The sequence below is a fragment of the Corynebacterium pygosceleis genome (genome assembly GCF_016595275.2).
GTDB lineage: Bacteria > Actinomycetota > Actinomycetes > Mycobacteriales > Mycobacteriaceae > Corynebacterium > Corynebacterium pygosceleis.
In genome coordinates this window covers 306,947-326,029 of sequence record NZ_JAENIQ020000002.1, presented here as the reverse complement: position 1 = coordinate 326,029, position 19,083 = coordinate 306,947, and the positions used below count along the sequence as shown (strand labels likewise).

General features: G+C 65.4%; 15 protein-coding genes. 8 read left to right on the top strand and 7 right to left on the bottom strand.

From position 1 onward, the window contains the following. Positions 1–39: 39 nt before the first annotated feature. Positions 40–1,317: a uracil-xanthine permease family protein gene (locus JIM94_RS04775; RefSeq protein WP_200255274.1), complete on the top strand. Its 1,278-nt coding sequence runs from the start codon at positions 40–42 to the stop codon at positions 1,315–1,317. A gap of 100 nt (positions 1,318–1,417) precedes the next feature. On the opposite strand, the gene JIM94_RS04770 is transcribed toward JIM94_RS04775, so the two are convergent. Beyond that, the gene (locus JIM94_RS04770; protein ID WP_200255272.1) at positions 1,418–1,687 is read right to left on the bottom strand and encodes an HPr family phosphocarrier protein; all 270 of its coding nucleotides are present in this window, start codon (positions 1,685–1,687) and stop codon (positions 1,418–1,420) included. A 327-nt stretch (positions 1,688–2,014) separates the two neighbouring features. Then, on the bottom strand, positions 2,015–2,986 hold the full coding sequence (locus tag JIM94_RS04765; protein WP_200255270.1) for a 1-phosphofructokinase family hexose kinase: 972 nt from the start codon (positions 2,984–2,986) through the stop codon (positions 2,015–2,017). Positions 2,987–3,483: 497 nt separating this feature from the next. Here JIM94_RS04765 and ptsP point away from each other — a divergent pair, with 497 nt between their 5' ends. Next, positions 3,484–5,193 (top strand): phosphoenolpyruvate--protein phosphotransferase, encoded by a 1,710-nt coding sequence (gene ptsP / locus JIM94_RS04760; protein ID WP_200255268.1) that lies wholly within the window; start codon positions 3,484–3,486, stop codon positions 5,191–5,193. 108 nt (positions 5,194–5,301) lie between these two features. Here ptsP and JIM94_RS04755 read toward each other — a convergent pair whose 3' ends face one another. From JIM94_RS04755 to lexA, 3 genes are all read right to left on the bottom strand, one after another. Continuing rightward, positions 5,302–6,273 carry a carbohydrate kinase family protein gene (locus JIM94_RS04755; RefSeq protein WP_200255266.1) on the bottom strand — a complete coding sequence of 324 codons (972 nt, stop codon included), beginning with the start codon at positions 6,271–6,273 and terminating at the stop codon, positions 5,302–5,304. Next, on the bottom strand, positions 6,270–7,049 hold the full coding sequence (locus JIM94_RS04750) for a DeoR/GlpR family DNA-binding transcription regulator (RefSeq protein WP_200255264.1): 780 nt from the start codon (positions 7,047–7,049) through the stop codon (positions 6,270–6,272). The genes JIM94_RS04755 and JIM94_RS04750 overlap by 4 nt, the downstream gene beginning before the upstream one ends. 436 nt (positions 7,050–7,485) lie before the next feature. Next, complete coding sequence (gene lexA, locus JIM94_RS04745; protein ID WP_234040198.1) at positions 7,486–8,157, bottom strand: transcriptional repressor LexA; 672 nt, start codon at positions 8,155–8,157, stop codon at positions 7,486–7,488. A 623-nt stretch (positions 8,158–8,780) separates the two neighbouring features. Here lexA and JIM94_RS04740 point away from each other — a divergent pair. Together JIM94_RS04740 and nrdR are read left to right on the top strand one after the other, a co-directional pair. Beyond that, positions 8,781–8,981, top strand: coding sequence for a hypothetical protein (locus JIM94_RS04740; RefSeq protein WP_200255260.1), 201 nt, complete (start codon positions 8,781–8,783; stop codon positions 8,979–8,981). A 102-nt stretch (positions 8,982–9,083) separates the two neighbouring features. Further along, a complete protein-coding gene (gene nrdR / locus JIM94_RS04735) occupies positions 9,084–9,539 on the top strand; it encodes a transcriptional regulator NrdR (protein WP_200255258.1) in 456 nt (151 codons plus the stop codon). Between the two features lie 40 nt (positions 9,540–9,579). Here the strand turns inward: nrdR and hrpA are convergent, their stop codons facing one another. Further along, the gene (gene hrpA, locus JIM94_RS04730; protein ID WP_200255256.1) at positions 9,580–13,500 is read right to left on the bottom strand and encodes an ATP-dependent RNA helicase HrpA; all 3,921 of its coding nucleotides are present in this window, start codon (positions 13,498–13,500) and stop codon (positions 9,580–9,582) included. A gap of 45 nt (positions 13,501–13,545) precedes the next feature. Beyond that, on the bottom strand, positions 13,546–14,538 hold the full coding sequence (locus JIM94_RS04725) for a hydrogen peroxide-inducible genes activator (protein ID WP_200255254.1): 993 nt from the start codon (positions 14,536–14,538) through the stop codon (positions 13,546–13,548). 162 nt (positions 14,539–14,700) lie between these two features. On the opposite strand from JIM94_RS04725, the gene JIM94_RS04720 reads away from it, so the two are divergent. From JIM94_RS04720 to JIM94_RS04705, 4 genes are all read left to right on the top strand, one after another. Beyond that, positions 14,701–15,297 (top strand): peroxiredoxin, encoded by a 597-nt coding sequence (locus JIM94_RS04720; protein WP_200255252.1) that lies wholly within the window; start codon positions 14,701–14,703, stop codon positions 15,295–15,297. After that, positions 15,298–15,822, top strand: coding sequence for an alkylhydroperoxidase, AhpD family (gene ahpD / locus JIM94_RS04715; RefSeq protein WP_200255251.1), 525 nt, complete (start codon positions 15,298–15,300; stop codon positions 15,820–15,822). It abuts the gene before it with no gap. Between the two features lie 170 nt (positions 15,823–15,992). Beyond that, positions 15,993–16,652, top strand: coding sequence for a response regulator (locus tag JIM94_RS04710; RefSeq protein WP_200255249.1), 660 nt, complete (start codon positions 15,993–15,995; stop codon positions 16,650–16,652). A 198-nt stretch (positions 16,653–16,850) separates the two neighbouring features. Beyond that, positions 16,851–19,070 (top strand): sensor histidine kinase, encoded by a 2,220-nt coding sequence (locus tag JIM94_RS04705; protein WP_200255247.1) that lies wholly within the window; start codon positions 16,851–16,853, stop codon positions 19,068–19,070. The last annotated feature ends 13 nt before the right edge of the window (positions 19,071–19,083 follow it).

The window sequence follows — 19,083 nt, the reverse complement described above, 5'->3', positions numbered from 1 at the left end:
ATTGCCTGGAACGCCCCATGCGGCGAATAATGGCACGTTGTGAGCCAAATATTCGGATGGACCGTCCATGGTGACGGCAAGAAGATCAGTCCCGGTGCCGTCGTCAACCCTGAGGAGAGGCTGAACTGGCCGCGCACCGTCGGCATCGGTATGCAGCACGTCATAGCCATGTTCGGAGCCACGCTCCTGGTACCGACGCTGACGGGTTTCCCGGTCAACACGACACTGCTGTTCTCGGGACTCGGCACGATCCTGTTCCTGGTCGTCACGCGGAACAGGCTCCCCAGCTATCTCGGCAGTTCCTTCGCCTTCATCGCGCCACTCATCGCCACCCAGGGGGAGGGGATAGGGGTGCAGCTCGGCGGCATCGTCATCGCAGGCCTGGTGCTCGCCGGTGTCGGTGTGGTGGTGAAAACCGCCGGGAAACGTGTCCTGGATGCGGTCATGCCACCCGCCGTCACAGGCGCGATCGTCGCGCTCATCGGCCTGAACCTCGCTCCTGTGGCGGCATCCGACTTCGCTGCTCAACCGGGGGTCGCGGCCGTGACCCTGACGGTGATTCTGCTCTGCTCGGTCGCCGGGAGAGGAATGGTCGCCAGACTCGGGATCCTCATCGGTGTCATCGTCGGATGGGTGTTCGCGGCGCTCACCGGACAACTCGGTGAGGGAGCCACAGACGCGGTCTCCGCCGCCGACTGGATCGGACTACCGACCTTCCACGCGCCCTCCTTCCAGGTCTCCGCGGTGCTCGTGACGCTCCCCGTCGTCATCGTCCTCATCGCGGAGAACGTCGGTCACGTCAAAGCGGTGTCCGCGATGACGGGCCGAGACCTCGATGACGTGGCCGGGGACGCCCTCATAGCGGACGGACTGGCGACAACCCTCGCCGGCGGTTTCGGTGGCTCCGGAACGACCACCTACGCGGAGAACATCGGTGTCATGGCCGCGACCCGTGTCTACTCCACCGCCGCGTACTGGGTCGCGGCCCTCACCGCGATCGCTCTGGCGTTCGTACCCAAGTTCGGGGCTCTGATCAACACGGTCCCCGGCGGTGTGATGGGCGGGGCGACGATTGTCCTCTACGGCCTGATCGGGATGCTGGGTGTACGGATCTGGCAGGACAACCGGGTCGACTTCAGCAACCCCGTCAATCTCATGGCGGCAGCCGTCGCCATGATCGCCGGAATCGGCAACCTGACCCTCACCCTGTTCGGACTGGAACTCCAGGGGATCGCCTGGGGGTCGGCCGGAATCATCATCGTCTACCCGATCCTGAACCGGCTCTACAACCGTATCGGCGAAGGCCAGTTCCTCTGACCCCGACCATTCCACGCCGGAACGGACGACGAAGAACCCCGGTACCTCACTGAGGTACCGGGGTTCTTCGTCCCGGCTGATCCGGGTGGCCGAGGAGCGGTCAGGCGTCAAGATCCTTCTCGATCAGGGCGGCGATCTTCTCCACGGCTTCCGCGTTCTCGGAGGTCACGGTGACGCGGTCGCCGGAATTCGCGCCCATGGCCATGATCATCATGGATGAAGCGGCCTCGGTGGGATCCTCATCGGCGTCCTCGCCCTCGAGGGAGAGGAAGATGTCCTCGTCGTACTCGGAGGCTGCTTCAGCGACGATGGTGGCGGGTCGGGCGTGCAGGCCGACGGAGGAGCCGACGGTAACGGTCTTGGAAGCCATGTGGCAGTCCTTTCTTACCTCGTGCACCGGGCACGGGCGAAGTGGTTCCTTAGATGTTCATGAGCCCCTTCCGCCCACCGGGAACAGAAACCCGGTCTTGTCGCTCAGACGGCGGGACACTGCAACCAACTCTACGCACTATGCCGCGACGGCCGCCACAATCGGGCCCGCGAAATAGTGTCGGACACTTCGGTGGCCGGGGATCAGGGCAGGTCAAAAGGATGTGCATGAAGTGACGGTGGGATCGGATTCACCGGTTGCGCCACTTCACCACCGAAGGAGGTCATGGAGGTGTCACGTGTCCGGTGCGGTGGGACGGCCGGAACGTCAGCAGTAGCTCCGCACCAGCCCCGAGTCCGGTATGACCATCCCGGGCTCGGGGATGGAGGTCCCCGGAAGACCGGCTGCCGCGGATCCCAGTGCCACGGCTTCGGCGAGTGCTACGGGGGGAACGGCTCCACGCGCATCAGCCATGAGATACCCGGCCAGGGTGCAGTCACCCGCTCCCACGGTGGAAACCGGACGGATCGGGTGTGCCGGAGTCGTCCACGATCCCTCGGCGGTCACCAGTGCGGCCCCGGCCGCCCCCAGTGTCACCAGGACACGCTGCACCCCGTACCGCAGGATCTGTTGTGCGCAGTCTATCGCCGGGGAGAAGTCGCCCTCGAGCGCGAGGTGCTCGATCAGATGGCCGTCGACGCCGGTAATCTGTCCGAGCTCATACCCGTTGGGTTTGATCATCGTCGGCGCGGGTGCACCGTTCCGGACCCGTTCGGCAAGCTCCAGAAGAGGGCCGTCGGAGGTATCGACCGCCACCGGAACGTCGGGGAAGGTGTCCCGGACCAGACCGAGCAGACGCTGATACCAGCCGTGCGGGGCACCCGGGGGAAGGGAACCGCTGAGGACAACCCATTCCGCGGCGCCCGCCGCGATGATCAGGGCCTCCTCCACAGCCTTGACCGCGGATGCCGAGAGCGGGTTGCCGGGACCGTTGAACTTCGTCGTGGTGCCGTCCGGCTCCGTCACCGTCGTGTTCGTCCGGACGGAATCGCCCCCGGCGATGACTCTGTAGGGAACTCCGGTTTCGGCCATCAGTTTCACGAAGGTTCCCCGGGCGGGAGCGGGGAAGAGCGCGAGTGTGTCCACTCCCGCTGAGTGGCAGGCGTGTGAGACGTTGATCCCCTTCCCGCCGGGGGACTGGGTGACCGAGGTGAGCCTCTGCACACCTCCCGGTTGCAGCGGCGCGGGCAGACTCAGACTCAGGTCGATGCTCGGGTTCGGAGTCAGTGTGAGAATCAAGGGGGAGGTCCTCGGATCCGGTAGATGGCGCAGATGGTTTTCGCGGTCGTGCCCCGGCTGGGGAACGGATGCGTCGCCCACCGGCTGGGCTGTGCCGGTAGGGCGGTCCACTCTCCGTCCCTCCGGGCCGGGTGTGGAGAACATCCCGATCGGACAGGTGTGGCTCAGGGCTGGTGGGACGTGGGGTTCTCTGCTGAAGCTGGGACAACCGTAGCAGGTGGAGATGCCGGCCGCGGTGTCGGGAGTGTGGTGGTTCAGTGTTCGGTTGCCCCCGGTCAAAGGGTGTTACCCCGGCCTTCGGGGGTATCACCCAGGTGAGGGTGGGTCGGAATGGTGGCGGCGTGCCCGGGGCGGTGCGACGGTGCCACCCCTCGATGTTGTCTTTCTGTCCGAATTCTCCCGTTCATGTGTGGGATATGTGGGAACCCACAGCGGTTTCGGCTGTGCGGTGGTATCTTCGGAACAAATGAAGCAAGAGTGAGGACAGGGACTGAATTATGGATAATGTGCCACACGACACCAAAGACACCGTGCTGCACGGTACAGCGGTCGTCCCGGGGATTCGCTACGCCGAGGCTGTGTGGATCAAGCCTCGTCCCACGCTCCCGCAGGCGGGTGCGCAGGTCGGCGAAGAGCAGCGTGACGCCGAGTACGAGCGTTTCGTGGCTGCCGCGGACACCGTCGCGGACCGGCTCGCCGCACGGGGTGAGCGTGCTGTCGGCGCTGCGAGCGAGGTCCTCAACGCCACGGCGGGCCTGGTCCGTGACCGTGGCTGGCGCAAAGCCGTGAAGAAGAACACCACCGCCGGGCATCCGGCGGACTACGCGGTGGTGGCCGCGACAACCAAGTTCATCTCCATGTTCGAGGCCGCCGGTGGGATCATGGCGGAGCGCGTCACGGATCTCCGCGACATCCGGGACCGTACGATCGCCGAGATCCGGGGCGAGGATGAACCCGGTCTCCCCGAGGTCGACGGTGAGGTCGTGCTGTTCGCCGATGATCTGTCGCCCGCCGACACGGCGGCCCTCGACACCAGCCTGTTCACCGCACTCGTCACCGAACTCGGCGGACCGACGAGCCACACGGCCATCATCGCCCGCCAGCTGAACGTGCCGTGCATCGTCGCGGTCGGTTCGGATCTGAACAAGATCGCGGCCGGGGAGATGGTTCTCGTTGACGGCGGTGCAGGCAGCATCGAGATCGGCGCTGACCCGGAGGACGCGAAGAGGCAGGTCGCGGAGTCGAAGGCGCTCGCCGAGAAGGTCGCGCTCTGGCGTGGTCCGGCGCAGACGAGTGACGGTCACCGCGTGCAGCTGCTCGCCAACGTCCAGGACGGGAAGGCCGCGGCCACCGCCGCGGAAACCGAGGCCGAGGGGATCGGCCTGTTCCGCACCGAGATGTGTTTCCTGTCCGCCACGTCGGAACCGTCCGTCGAGGAACAGGCCGCGGTCTACACCAAGGTTCTCGAGGCGTTCCCCGATTCCAAGGTCGTCGTCCGTTCGCTGGACGCCGGTTCCGACAAGCCCGTCGCCTTCGCGACGCTCGCCGACGAGATGAACCCCGCACTGGGTGTCCGGGGTCTGCGTATCGCGCGCGCCAACGAGGGTCTTCTCATCAGGCAGCTCGACGCGATCGCGAAGGCCGCCAAGGATCTCGGCCGGGGCGATGACGTACCGACGTGGGTCATGGCCCCGATGGTCGCCACCGCCCGGGAAGCGAAGTGGTTCGCGGGTCTCTGCGCCGAACGCGGCCTCACCGCCGGTGCGATGATCGAGGTGCCGGCCGCTGCGCTGATGGCGGACAAGATCATGCCCCATCTCGACTTCGTCTCGATCGGGACCAATGATCTGACGCAGTACGCTATGGCGGCCGACCGTATGTCCCCGCAGCTCGCCTACCTCACCGACCCGTGGCAGCCCGCGGTGCTGCGCCTGATCAAGATGACGTGTGAGGAAGGCCGGAAGACCGGGACCCCGGTCGGTGTCTGCGGTGAGGCCGCAGCCGATCCGCTTCTCGCCTGTGTCCTGACGGGCCTCGGGGTCAATTCGCTCTCCGCGGCTTCCACGGCGCTGGCCGGAGTCGGTGCACAGTTGGCTGAGGTGGACCTCGACACCTGCGTCCGTGCCGCGGAAGCCGCTCTTGACGCAGAAGGTGCGACCGCCGCACGTGAAGCGGTCCGTGCCATCATTCCGCTGCCCGAGGCGTAACACGGGCCGAAGAGAGCGCACCCTTGAACCAGAAGGGTGACGAAAGACGGTGCCGTCCCCACTCGGGGGACGGCACCGTCTTTTTCTCCCGGTGACGTGATCCTGTCGTCAGGACCCGAGTTCAGTGCATGTCACCTGTTCCGGATGAATGAGATCCGGCGTCGGCAGTTCACCGCTGCCGGCCGTCGTCTCCGCGGAAGCGTAGGCGAGGGCGGTCGACAGGCGGCCCATCCGGTCATCGCTTCCGTGGTTCATCAGGTACCCGGCGAGCAACAGCTCCCGGAAACGTCCGGCATCGGTTTCGCTCCCTGCCCCGGACCTGGCGATCCAGGTGGAACCCTGGGTGAGGCACATCGCCGTACCGGGTGCGCCGGATACCAGCACCTCGGAGACACCGGCCTCCAGCAGTGGTGTGACCGCGTCGCGGACGAGGGAGAGGTCGCCGCCGTCTTCCAGTGACCGCTCGACACCCCGGATGCCGCAGTCGGGGACCATGTCCGCGATGTCTGTCGTGGTCAGCGCCAGTAGTGACGGGGTGATCGCGGAGAGCTGCCGGATGACCGCACGGAGTGGCGCACCCGACGTCGCGACGGCGGTCCCGACGGTGGGGTGGTAGAGGGCGAGCGCGCGGATCACCTCGACGTACCATGCGGTGGGTGCTACATCGGGGAGCGGACCACCGAGCACCACCCACGCGGCGTCCTCCGCCCGGCTGACGGTCAGGTCCCGCAACTGGGCGAGCTGTGCTGTGTCGAGCGGCATCGCGGGATCCAGGAACTGGGTCGTCCGGCCGGAATCGTCGGCGACGAGAAAACGTGTCTGCACCGGCCCGGCGACGGGGACGTGGTCGTGGGGGATGCCCAGGAGCCCGATCATCCGGAGGTACTGACTGATCTCCGGGGCGGGGAATATCGCGTGGACGGGATGTCCGGCGAGGTAGATGAGACGGGCGACCGTGACACCGCATCCGCCCGGACAGGCGTCGACGCCACGTAACCGGAGGACCTCGCCGCCGGTGAGTGGTCCGTCGATCACGCCGAACCGTTCGAGTACCGGGGTCGGTGTGACCGTGAGGATCATTCGGCGATCACCACCTCGATGCCGCGTTCACGGAGGGCATCCACGAATGACCTGGGGGCGGCGGAATCGGTGATGACGACGTCGATGTCGTCGACGCTCGCGAAGCTGACCATGTAGTCACAGCCCATCTTGGTGGCGTCGCACAACACGACCACCTTGCGGGCGTTGATGATCATCGAGCGTTTGACGGCCGCCTCCTGACTGTCCGCCGTGGACAGGCCGTGGTCGAGTGTGAGGGCGTTGGTCCCGATGAACGCCACATCGGCCCGCATGAGCGCGAGTGTCCGTAGTGCGGTGTCGCCGACGACGGCCTGTGTGATGGAACGGACGGATCCGCCGAGCAGCTGGACCTCGTCGAGCCCCGCCGCCGCCATCTTCAGGGCGATCGGGAGACAGTTGGTGACGATGGACCAGCGGGGGCCCGTCGGGTGCGCGGAGATCAGATCCGCGAGAGCCGCGAGCGTGGTTCCCGCATCGAGGAACATTCCGCCCTGGGGATCGGGGAGAAAGTCAACGGCGGCGCGGGCGATCGCCGACTTTGCCGACGAGGCGCTCTTCGCCCGGACATCGACCGCCAGTTCCGCGGTCTGGAAGTTCTGGCTGGCAACGGCGCCACCGTGAACCCGGTGAACGGTACCCTCGCTGTCGAGTACCGCGAGATCGCGTCGAATCGTCTCCGCGGTCACCTCGAAGCGTTCCGCCAGTTCAGTGACATTGACGCGGCCCTCCACAGCGGTCAGGGACGCGATCTGCCTACGGCGTTCCTCTGCGTACATGGGTCCTCCTCGGTACACGGCAGGGACCAGTCGTGGCGGGGACGATGGTCCACCTCCGACAAACAACGACTGGATGATGGGGCGTCACGGACAATCCCGTTGCACCCGGTGTGAACCGGGGGAGGATCATCGACTGCCGGTGTCTCGGCCTGCCTGTCTAGTTAACTGTTCCAGTGTCCCACAAAAAAGAAACAACCGGACGGAATGAGGCGCCGTTACGAGAGCAAAACCACAGATCCACAGACCCTTCCGCTGTCTCGAACCGGGTCGGGAGTGTCGAAAAAGGCCTCGTATTACCAGTTCAAAGCCCACTTGTTGGTTTCGGTGCCTGAAACCGGGGACTCGTCGTGCACCGTCGCGGAAACAGACAGGAACCCCCCGATTGTGTGTGGGGGATGGTCGTCCACGGTCGTCGGACCACTGGTCCGGATGGTGCTCAGAGCTTCCGGATGACGGACACGACCTTGCCCATGATCTCCGCGTTGTCTCCGTTGATCGGTGAGAAGGCGTCATTCCGGGGGAGTAGCCACACCCCCGACGCATCCCGGTGAAATTCCTTGACGGTCGCCTCACCGTCGATCATCGCCGCGACGAACTCGCCCTGCTCGGCGACCGGTTGGCTCCTGATGATGACCCAGTCCCCGTCGAGGATGGCGGCGTCACGCATCGACTCGCCGACCACCTCGAGCATGAACAGTTCGCCGTCACCCACGAACTCCGTCGGGAGGGGGTAGTACTCCTGGACATTCTGCTCAGCGAGAATGGGGCTGCCCGCCGCGATTGAACCGACCGCCGGGATCATGCTCGTCTGCGCACGCTCGCTGACGTCCGGTTCCGTGACCTTCCTGTCTTTGCGACGCGCGGGGGTGGGCATGTGGCGCACGTCGACCGCGCGGGGCTTGTTCGGATCGCGCCTGAGGAAGCCCTTCTTCTCCAGTTCCTTCAGCTGGTAGGCCACGGATGAGGTGGACTGAAGGCCCGCTGCATCGCCGATCTCGCGGATGCTCGGCGGGTATCCCCGGAGGACGACCGCATCCCGGATGACCTCGAGGATCCGGCGCTGCCGGGGGGAGAGTTCGGACGGATCTGGCTTGCCTGCGTTCGACATCGGGGCTCCTGGGTCTGTGTTGTCTGTTGTCATCCGGTACCGGACGTTACCGCCGGCGGGCGGGGGAACGGTCGTCTCCCGCCCTGACCGCCGCCGGTGAACGATGCGGACCACGGGTCCGGGGTTTTCCGTGCGGGGCGTGCGGCCCCGCCGTCGACACCGGGTCGGTCCTGGTTGTTCGAGCGGGATCAGTGGCCCGCGCGATCATCTGTTCTCGATGATTCTGGCGATGTTGCGGAGGTCGGGGTGCGGATGATGCACCCCAGCCTACATAATTTCGCCCGATTCTAACACGGGTGTTCGAAAATTTCCGTCGGGATCTGGACAATGTCCGGGTGGGGTGTTATAAATCGAACATACGAACGAGTTCGAACAGGTTAACGATTACTCTGTTCGATGTGTCCCGGGGTCGGTATAGGCTCTCCACCATGATGAAGGAAAAGAACATGACTCTCCAGAATTCGGATGTTACAGCACGTCAGACAGTGGTACGGCCCCGCGCTTCGGTGGTTCCGGCCGCGTCCGTGTGGAACGGTCGTTGCCGTCCACTGGGCCCCGGTGGTGGTGTCGGTGTTCGAAAAGTAGGTTCCGCGTATAGAACACCCGGGCCAATCGCTGAGGGGGTGGGGGATGTTCATCCGGCCGCCGGGGAATGGGACGACGGAACCGGTTCCGGATGGGGAGCGGCGCTACGCACGTATGTGGCGGGTGCACTCATCGGCTGTGCGCTCTTCGCGGGTTTCCTCGTCGCGACGCCGTCCGGGGACACCACGGCTGAGGATGCCGCCCATTTCTCGACGAACACAGTCGCCGCGGTGCGTTAGCCGTTCCACGGCTGGTCCGGTCGGTTCAACTGTGCGGTGGAACGGAACTAGGATGTGTGACGAGGTTCAGATCGGAGCCTCTGACCTTGTGAGGATGAATCCGTGCACTGCCCTTTTTGCCACCAGTCCACTTCCCGGGTTATCGATTCCCGGACCGTCGACGCCGGTTCCGCGGTGAGGCGTCGGCGTGAGTGCAGCAACTGCCACGGTCGGTTCACCACGGTGGAGAAAGCCGTTCTCATGGTCGTGAAAAGGAACGGCATCTCAGAACCCTTCAGCAGGGAGAAGGTCATCACGGGCGTCCGACGTGCGTGTCAGGGGAGGGATGTCTCGGATGACGCCCTCAAGCGCCTCGCCCAACAGGTTGAGGAGACGGTTCGTCAACACGGCAGTTCGCAGGTCCCCGCCAACACGATCGGCCTCGCGATCCTCAAACCACTGCGGGAGCTGGATGAGGTTGCCTATCTGCGTTTCGCATCCGTCTACAAGTCCTTCGAGTCGGCCGGTGACTTCGAGTCGGAGATCCGCCTGATGCGCAGGCGGTCCCGTGAAACCTAGAAACCTTCCGTGGTTCGGGGATGCCGGGGGCGTCCTCGGATCAGCGCAGCGAATCTACTGATTTCTGGATGCGTCTCACACTGACAGGTCGTGGGGTGCCCAGACGTTGGGCGTACAGGCTGACACGGAGCTCCTGGATCATCCAACGGATCTCCTTGACGTCACTCCTCTTCGCGCGATTCTCCGGCAGCTTGCTCAGTCTGGTCTCGAGATAGTCGACGGCGGAGCGGACGGTCTCCTGATTGTCCGCATCGCGGTCGGGATCCTGCTCCATCGAGTCCAGTCGGATCACCATCGCCTCCAGATACCTGGGGAGGTGCCTCAGGTGGTTGAAGCCGTGCACGGAAACAGCGTGGGCCGGGAGCAGGAAATCCAGTTGGGCACGCATGTCGTCGATGGCGTCACCGTTCCACTGCGCGAGTTCATCGGCGACGCGGTGGTAGTCGACGAGCCCGGGTGCGAGGCCGGTCACCATCTGACGGACCCGGCGTGGGATGTCGGGGGAGATTGTCGCCACGAGTTCACGAAATGCATCCGGTGTGCGGACCGGTCCACCTGCCTCGATGAGTGCGTCCCTGATCGCTGCGACGCGGGCGTCGTTGACCAGGCCGTCGGCGCCGCCGTGGGGATAGTTCTCGACCGCGACACGTTGCTTCAGTGGAAGGCCCTTGAGCATCTGTTTCGTCGACACCTGGATCTCCCGCATGAGAAGGGTGAGGGTGGCGGTGAGCATCGACGCGTCGGCGGCCTCCCTGGTCGGCATGACACGGACGGCGACACCGTCCGGCGTCGCCACCAACGCCGGATACGCCGTGACCTCCTGGCCGTCGACCCTGGTGAGTACCTCGGGTTCAATGTCCCCGATCGCACCGGGATCCCAGTTCCTGGACGTCGCACGTTGGATGCCTCTGCTCACACGGTTGACCGACGCACTGATCTGCTCCACATTCCGTCGCTTCAGTGCCCCGAGGTCCCTGTCACGGTCTATCACTCTGCCGCGCTTGTCGACCGCGGCGAAACTGACGCGGAGGTGATCCGGCAGGTTCCCCGGACGGAAATCCGTGTCGTTGATGCCGTGTCCCCCGAGGCGGCGAAGTGCGTCGGCGAGTTGGGCGCAGATCGTTCCCGAATAGGGGCGCAGGAGAGGAAGGGCCCGTTCGGCGAAGTCGGGTGCGGGGACGACCGAGCGACGGAGCGCCTTCGGCAGGGTACGGATGAGTTCCGTCACCAGTTCGCGGCGGACACCCGGAACCAGCCAGTCGAATCCCTCGTCGGCGACACCGGCGAGGAGTGGTACCGGTATCCGCACGGTGACACCGTCATCATCGGCCCCGGGCTCAAAGTGGTAGGTCAGGGCATAGTCCAGACTGCCCTGGCGCCAGAAGTCGGGGAAGGCCTCCTCGCTGATGCCGTGGTCGGCCTCACTGATGAGGGCCTCAGGATCGAAACTGAGGAGGTCGGGATTCTGTGCGCGGGTCTTCTTCCACCAGGAATCGAAGTTTCTCCCGGTGGTGACCGAGTCCGGGAGACGTGAATCGTAGAAGTCGAACAGTGCGTCTTCGTCGACGACGATGTCACGTCGACGGGCCTTGTCCTCGAGTCCCGCCGCGTCCTCCAGCATCGCACGGTTGTCGTGGAAGAACGTGTGGTGCGTGGTCCAGTCACCTTCGATGAGGGCGTGCCTGATGAACATGTCCCGGGCGGTGACCGGGTCGACCCGGTGGTAGGGCACGGTACGGTCGGCGATGATGGTGACTCCGTAGAGCGTCGATTTCTGATGTGCCATCGCCGCGGTACGTTTCGCCGACCAGAACGGTTCGGAGTAGGAGTGCCGCAGGAGGTGAGGTGCCGTCCGCTCCACCATCTCCGGTTCGATTCGTGCGACATCGCGGGCCCACAGGCGTGAGGTCTCGACGAGCTCCGCGGCCATGACGAACTGCGGTGGCTTCTTGGCGAGCGCCGAGCCGGGGAACACCATGAACTTCGTCCCGCGTGCACCCTGGAACTCCCTGGAATCGCTGATGCGCATGCCTATGTGTGAGAGCAGGCCGGCCAACAGGGCAGTGTGAACGGAACCCGGATCCGTCTTCGTCGCGACATCCTGATCCGCCGTCCAACCGAGTTGCCGGGTGACGGTGCGGAGCTGGCGCACGAGGTCGAACCACTCACGGATACGGACGTAGTGGAGGAACTCCTTCTTCATCCGCTTCCTGAAGGCGTTCCCGGTCATCCCGTCGCGGGTGTCGTGGAGGTACCCCCACAACTTCAGGTACCCGAGGAAATCCGAGGTGGTGTCCCTGAACCGGGCGTGAGCCTGGTCCGCCTGGGCCTGGTGGTCGAGGGGGCGCTCGCGTACATCCTGGATCGTGAGCGCCGCGACGATGACGAGTACGTCGTGCAGACATCCGAGCTTCTCCGCCTCGACGAGCATGCGGGCCATGCGGGGGTCGACGGGGATGCGTGCGAGCTGACGGCCCACCGGTGTCAGCTCGGGTGCACCGTTGTCCTCGCCGTCCGTGAGGGCCCCGAGTTCATGGAGAAGAAGCAGGCCGTCCCGGACGGCCCTGTTGTCGGGAGCCTGGATGAAGGGGAATTCGGTGATGTCACCGAGGCGTAGCGACGCCATCTGGAGGATGACGCTCGCGAGATTGGTGCGGAGGATCTCGGGGTCGGTGAATTCCGGACGGGAGGTGAAGTCCTCCTCGGAGTACAACCGGACGGCCACTCCGTCGGCGACACGACCGCAGCGACCGGAACGTTGATTGGCGGAGGCCTGGGAAATGGGTTCGATCGGCAGACGCTGGACCTTCGTCCTGACCGAGTAACGGGAGATACGTGCCAGTCCGGTGTCGACGACGTAGTGGATGCCGGGGACGGTCAGTGAGGTCTCGGCGATGTTGGTGGCGAGGACGATCCTGCGGCCCCGGTGGCCCGAGAACACCCTGTGCTGTTCGGCGTTGGAGAGTCGCCCGAACAGCGGGGTGACTTCGACGCCTCTCCACCGACGGCCCTCGATGGCTTCCATGGCGTCGCGGATGTCGCTCTCGCCGGCGAAGAAACAGAGGATGTCTCCGGGGCCCAGGGCCATGAGTTCCTCGATGGCCTCCAGCAGGCCGTCGAGTGGATCCTGGTCGACGGTCTTCCCGTCCACCTCGAACTCGAGGGGCCGGTAACGGACCTCGACCGGAAAGGTGCGGCCGGACACCTCGATGACCGGTGCAGGCCGTCCCGAGGCGTCGTGGAAGTGCTCCGCGAAAGCCTCGGGGTCGATGGTCGCCGATGTGACGATGACCTTGAGGTCGGGGCGACGGGGGAGGAGCTGCTTCAGGTACCCCAGGAGGAAATCGATGTTGAGGCTTCGTTCATGGGCCTCGTCGATGATGATGGTGTCATACGCGTTGAGGTGGCGGTCCCGTTGCATCTCGGCGAGGAGAATGCCGTCGGTCATGAGCTTCACGGATGTTGACGCGGACACACGGTCATCGAAGCGGATGGCGTAACCGACGGATTCGCCGACGCCCTGTCCCAGTTCCTCGGCCACACGTTCAGCCACCGTCCGGGCCGCCAGTCTCCGGGGTTGCGTGTGACCGATCAGGCCCCGGCGGCCGCGTCCCAGTTCGAGACAGATCTTCGGTATCTGGGTGGTCTTGCCGGATCCCGTCTCACCGGCGATGATGACGACCTGATTGTCCCGGATCGCCGCAGCGATGTCCTCTCTGCGGGCGGTCACGGGCAGTTGTTCCGGATAGGTGATCTCCGGTACGGCCGCCTCGCGGGCCGCCAGTTTCACCCGGGCCGTGTCGACGTCCCGGGCGATCGCCTGGAGCGCACGGGGGGAGCGCGCCTTACGGAGCCGTCGACGAAGTGCCCGTTCGTCGGTGATCGTGACACCGTCGAGCCGTTCGAGCAGCTCTTTCTTCGACGGGGGAGTGGCCTGGGGGCTGGAGTCAGTCGTTGTCATCACTAGGTGTTCATCTTAACCGGCCGTGGGTCCGGACGGATCAGCTCACCGGTTGTCGGAGGTCTCCGTGGAAGGGGACGCTCCCGACGGGGCGGCGAGATCCGTGACGATGTCGTCGTACGCGCCACGTATCAGTTCACCGAGTTGCTGGAACTCCTCGCGACGGGCCGATGAGGCACGGTAGGCGAGTCCGATCGTCCGTCGCGCACTGACTCCGTCGGTGAAACGTGCGACCGCGAGCCCCGGCCTGTCGCACTCGGAGGGGACGGCACTCACGGGTACGAGAGTGGCGCCGAGTCCACCCGCGACGCACTGCATCACCGTCGACAGGCTGGCGGCGCGGGTCGTCGCGGTCCCGGGGCCCTGCGGGGTCGGGGAGAAGTCCTGGCTCTGGCAGAGGTCGATGATCTGGTCCCGGAGGCAGTGGCCGTCGTCGAGGAGGAGGAGATTGAGTTTCCTCAGCTCCGGCAGGGTCACGTCCTCCCTCCCCGCCATCGGGGAGGGGGCGGGGACGACGATCGCGAAATCCTCGTCGTAGAGGGGGATGGTGGTGAGCCCGGTCCCGGTCACGGGGAGGGCGACGACGGCGCAGTCTATCTGTCCGTCGCGGAGCTGTTCGACGAGGTGCCGGGTCTGGTCCTCGATGATGCAGGGCTGGAGGTCCGGCAGATCCGACGTGACCCGGTGAAGGAGATTGGGCAGGATGTACGGGGCGACGGTCGGGATCATCCCCAGGGTCAGTGGTCCGGTCAGGCTGCCGGATGCCCCGCGGGCCATGGCGAGGAAGGTTTCGGCGGCGTCGAGGGTCGCCTTCGCGGACGGCAGAAGTTCCTCTCCGGTCGGGGTGACGATGACACGGCGGGTGGACCTTTCTATCAGCTGCACCCCCAGTCCGGTCTCCAGGGCGACGAGTGCCTGCGACAGGCTCGGCTGGGAGATGGACAGCTTTGCCGCGGCTGTGCCGAAGTGGCGGTTTTCCGCGATGGTGACGAAGGTTCGCAACTGTGCGAGCGTCGGACGGTACTCTTTATTGCTCATGCCTATTACTATATAACACACCCTAAAGTTAAACCTTTTGACGTGTCCGGTTGAGGCAGGCATACTCGTCAGTGTCCGACGCCGGCTCCTCAATCGGGCCGGGGTGCGGACGGATGAAAAGAACAGACTATCTTCTACCCGACCACAATCAGGAGGCACGACATGGCATTGCTGACCATCGGTGACAAGTTCCCGGAATTCTCGCTCACCGCACTCAAGGGCGGTTCCCTCCACGACGTGAAGGCCAACCAGCCCGAGGATTACTTCGAGACCGTCTCCAACGACTCCTTCGAGGGCAAGTGGAAGGTGTTCTTCTTCTACCCGAAGGACTTCACCTTCGTCTGCCCGACCGAGATCGCCGCCTTCGGCAAGCTCGACGAGGAGTTCCAGGACCGCGACACGCAGATTCTCGGCGGCTCCGGTGACAACGAGTTCTCCCACTTCAACTGGCGTGCGACGCACCCCGAGCTGAAGACCGTCCCGTTCCCGATGTTCGCCGACATCCGCCACGACCTGATGCGTGCCCTCGGTGTCGAGAACGCCGACGGTGTCGCCGATCGTGCAACCTTCATCGTCGACCCTGACGGCATCATCCAGTTCGTCTCCGTGACCCCGGATGCCGTCGGCCGCAACGTCGACGAGGTGCTCCGCGTGCTGGACGCACTCCAGTCCGAGGAGGTCTGCGCCTGCAACTGGCAGAAGAACGACCCCACCAAGAACATCGACAAGATGGATGTCCTGAAGGAGGAGCTGAAGTAAATGTCGATCGACAACCTGAAGTCCGGACTTCCCGAGTACGCCAAGGACCTGAAGCTCAACCTGAGCAGCCTCGCCCGGAGCACCGAGCTCAGCGAGCAGCAGCTCTGGGGAACCTTCCTGGCCTGCGCGGCGGCCACCCGCAATGACACCGTGTTCTCCGAGATCTCGGAGGAGGCTTCGAGCCACCTGTCGGATGAGGCGGTCGAGGCCGCCCTCGGTGCCGCGTCGATCATGGCCATGAACAACGTCGCCTACCGTGCCAAGGAATTCCTCGGTGACGACTACACCCAGGTCAAGATGGGCCTGCGCATGAACATCATCGGCAAGCCCGGCGTCGACAAGGTCGACTTCGAGCTGTGGTCGCTGGCTGTCTCCACGATCAACGGCTGCCCCGACTGCACCATGGCGCACGACAAGACCGTCCGTGGTGAGGGACTCACCAAGGAACAGGTCTTCGAGGCCGTCAAGATCGCCGCGACGATCTCCGGCGTCGCCCAGGCCGTCCAGATCGAGGCCGCACGTTAGATCTCCCGGCACCGGCACCGGTTTGCCGTGCATCCGCTGACCCCCGTCCCGGTTTTCCCGGGCCGGGGGTCAGCTTTTCGTGTCCCGGGGTGCTGTTCGACCTCCCCGGACCGGGGTCACCCGTTCTGAAAGGAGGCGAGAAGCTCCCCTGAAGCAACTAATCTGACGGCATGAGCGTAAGAGTCGTAGCCGTGGATGACCATGATGTCGCCCTCGCCGGGATCCGCAGTGTTCTCGCCGGATCGGATGAATGCTCGCTGGTCGGGTGTTTCCCGGATGTCACGGAACTGATCGCCTTTCTCGACAGCGCCGATGCCCCCGTCGTTGATCTGGTTCTCCTCGATCTCCGGTTACGGGATTCATCGGACCCCTACGACAACGTCTCGAGACTCCGGAAACGCGGTCTCAAGGTGCTCGTGTTCTCCGCGATGGAGAGTCCCTTCCTGATGCGGCGGGCCATGCTCGCCGATGTCAACGGCCTCGTCCAGAAGTCCGTCGATGTCACGGAACTGATCGGGGCGATCAGGATAGCCGCGGTGGACGGCACCTACGCTACGAGTGACTGGGCCTCGTTGATTGACTCGCACCCGCTTGAGCACGCACTCGACCTGACGGACCGGCAGCTGCAGATCCTCACCAGCTACGCCGCAGGCATGACCGCGGATTCCGTCGCCCGGGCCACGGGCCTCAAGACCCCCACCGTGCAGGACCATCTCAACCGTATCCGGGAGAAGTACAGTGAGGCCGGTCGTCAGGGGGGAAGCAAGGTGGACCTCTACAGGGTCGCACAGGAGGACGGGTACCTGCCCGGACCGCTGGAGAACGACTGAATCGCTTCCCGGCCACGGAACCTCCGGACACCGACAAAAAATGAAGGGAGCACGGCGAAGCACATGAGTCGTCACGGTTCCGATGGTGGCCCGGCTCCGGGGCCGGGCGTGCTGAGACCCGCCCCGACCCACCGTGGGTGGGTTCCGCAGTCTCCGTCCCGGGATTCCGGCCTCCGGCGCCGGGACGCCGAAGTGTCCGTGCTCCGGGTCACCGCCGTCACCACGGGTCTGGTCTGGGCGCTGCAGATGGTGTTCTCCCGGCACGGCTCCCACATTCTGGCGGGCGGCTGGTCACAGTTCAGGGACAACCCCCTGGACGCCGTCGTGTGGATCATTCTCCTGTGCTGCGCCCTCATCCAGTTTCCCGTGTGCCTGTCCCCGTGCGCCGCACTGTACCGGGCGGCGATGGCGACGGCCGGTCTCAGCTACGTCGCCGTCCTGGGGACGGACGTCTACATGCGGAGGGTTCTGGATTCGTCTCCCCTGGCGGAATCCTACATCGGGGACAGTGCGGGACTTCCCGCGATCATGCTGGCGGCGGCCTTCGCCCCACCGTACGGAATTCTCCTCGCCCTCGTTCTCCTCGTCCTGAGCGCACCGCTCAACAACGACGCCGCAACCGTCACCACTCAGGTACTCTCCGCAGGGCACGCGGTGGCGGTCGTCCTTCCCTTTCTGCTCGCCTTCGCCTACGCGCGTTCAGCTGCGCGGAGGGTCGACCGGGAGCTGGCGGGGATGAACCAGATGACCGAGACGGTGATCCGGAACCGGGTTCTCTGTGAGACGGAGGCACGGTTCCTGGCACACGTCCATGACACGGTGCTCACCCTGCTCAGGGCGGTCGCAGGTGGGCAGCGGCCCGCCGTGGCCGCAACTGTTCTGCACCACCTCAGGCCTGGGGAGATCCCCTCTGAGGTGGTCCGGTTCACCGCCGGTGACCTCGTCCACTCCATCATCCGCAGTATCGGTGCGACGGCACCGGACACCGTCATCGAACCCTCCGGCCATCTACCGCCGACGAAGATCATCCCCGGTGCCGCGGTGGCCGCACTGTGCGATGCACTGCAGGAGGCCTGCCGGAATTCGGTGCGCCACGCCCCGGACGCCCACCGGAGATGCAGGTTCAGGGTCCGTCTCACCGGGGACGGGAAGCTGTCCTGCGAGATCAGTTTCTCAGACGACGGAAAGGGGTTCGATCCGGACACCGTACCGGCGGACCGCGCGGGGGTGAGGAAGGCGATCATCGGACGGGTCACCACCACCCCGGGGTGCCGTGCCCACGTCGAATCCGCTCCGGGGGAGGGGACCGTCGTCACGGTGGGGTGGTCCGGCGACGGGAGCTCGGGGGAACCGGATGTCGGGACGGCGGATCTTCCGGGTTTCCCGCCGCTGATGACGTTCGCGGGACTGTCGGTGACATTCAGTCACTACTTCGCCGCATTCGTGGTCGTGGAGTTTCTGGGACTGTCCCTGGTGGGGGACCCTCCGGTTTTCGGTCCGGCCTGGTGGATTGCGGCGGGAGCCCTGGTCGCGGCCATGTTCGGGGTCGTTCACGGGGAGGGGGAACAACTGGGGCGGGGCGCCACCGGTGTCGTGGCGGTCGCCTCGGTGCTGATGGTCGCGGCGGGCACGGCCATCGGTGAACCCACGGGGGGAACGTGGCCGCAGGGCTGGTGGATGTACGCCCTGCAGGTGTCTCTGCCGCTGCTGGCCATGCGACGTCGGCCCGGAATCGCGATCGGTACCGCGGCAGTGTGTTTCGCGGTCGCTGTGACGGTGGCTTCGCGGGGGTATGACCTGCAGGGCATCGAATTGCGGGTGCTGCATTTCATCCCGTCGATCGTCGCCGGTGGACTGCTCCCGTTGCTGCTTCGCCGGGCGACGGCGGGACTTCCCTACGTGGTGCGGAGGTCGAGCCACCGCATCATCGACCGGGCCCGAAACCGGACCATGAGCCGCTACCTGGAGGAGAACTGCACGTGGATCGGTGAACAGGTGCAGCATGTGCTCGATCCGGAGCTCCCCGAGGATGAGAGGGTGCGTGGTGCCGGGCTGCTGGAGCTCCGTCTCCGTGATTCGATCCGCTCGCCCCTGCTCGATGTCCCGGTTCTCACCGAGGCCGTCTGGAAGGCGCGTCTGCGGGGTGTGCGCGTGTCTCTCCTCGATGAACGTTCCGGCAGCGGGGAGCTCCTCGCCCGTGCCGGACGACGTGATGCGGAGGATGAGCGCGAGGGGGTGGACACCGTGTGCACCGAGGCGGTCGGGATCGTCGCCGCACTGTCCGGGGGGAGCGTCACCGTCAGGTTGCTTCCGGTGGGGCGTGAGCATGTCGCCACCGTCCTGGCCGAGGACCGTGGCGGGGTCCGCTGCACATGGTTCGACGCCGACGGAACCAGTACGACCCGACGGGTGGGGTGAGCGGTTCCCCTCC

What these genes read in the sequence shown, in the direction of transcription:
- JIM94_RS04770 (WP_200255272.1), bottom strand. Translation starts at nt 1,687, where the DNA reads ATGGCTTCCAAGACCGTTACCGTCGGCTCCTCCGTCGGCCTGCACGCC.
- ptsP (WP_200255268.1), top strand. Translation starts at nt 3,484, where the DNA reads ATGGATAATGTGCCACACGACACCAAAGACACCGTGCTGCACGGTACA.
- JIM94_RS04755 (WP_200255266.1), bottom strand. Translation starts at nt 6,273, where the DNA reads ATGATCCTCACGGTCACACCGACCCCGGTACTCGAACGGTTCGGCGTG.
- JIM94_RS04750 (WP_200255264.1), bottom strand. Translation starts at nt 7,049, where the DNA reads ATGTACGCAGAGGAACGCCGTAGGCAGATCGCGTCCCTGACCGCTGTG.
- lexA (WP_234040198.1), bottom strand. Translation starts at nt 8,157, where the DNA reads ATGTCGAACGCAGGCAAGCCAGATCCGTCCGAACTCTCCCCCCGGCAG.
- hrpA (WP_200255256.1), bottom strand. Translation starts at nt 13,500, where the DNA reads ATGACAACGACTGACTCCAGCCCCCAGGCCACTCCCCCGTCGAAGAAA.
- JIM94_RS04725 (WP_200255254.1), bottom strand. Translation starts at nt 14,538, where the DNA reads ATGAGCAATAAAGAGTACCGTCCGACGCTCGCACAGTTGCGAACCTTC.
- JIM94_RS04720 (WP_200255252.1), top strand. Translation starts at nt 14,701, where the DNA reads ATGGCATTGCTGACCATCGGTGACAAGTTCCCGGAATTCTCGCTCACC.
- ahpD (WP_200255251.1), top strand. Translation starts at nt 15,298, where the DNA reads ATGTCGATCGACAACCTGAAGTCCGGACTTCCCGAGTACGCCAAGGAC.
- JIM94_RS04710 (WP_200255249.1), top strand. Translation starts at nt 15,993, where the DNA reads ATGAGCGTAAGAGTCGTAGCCGTGGATGACCATGATGTCGCCCTCGCC.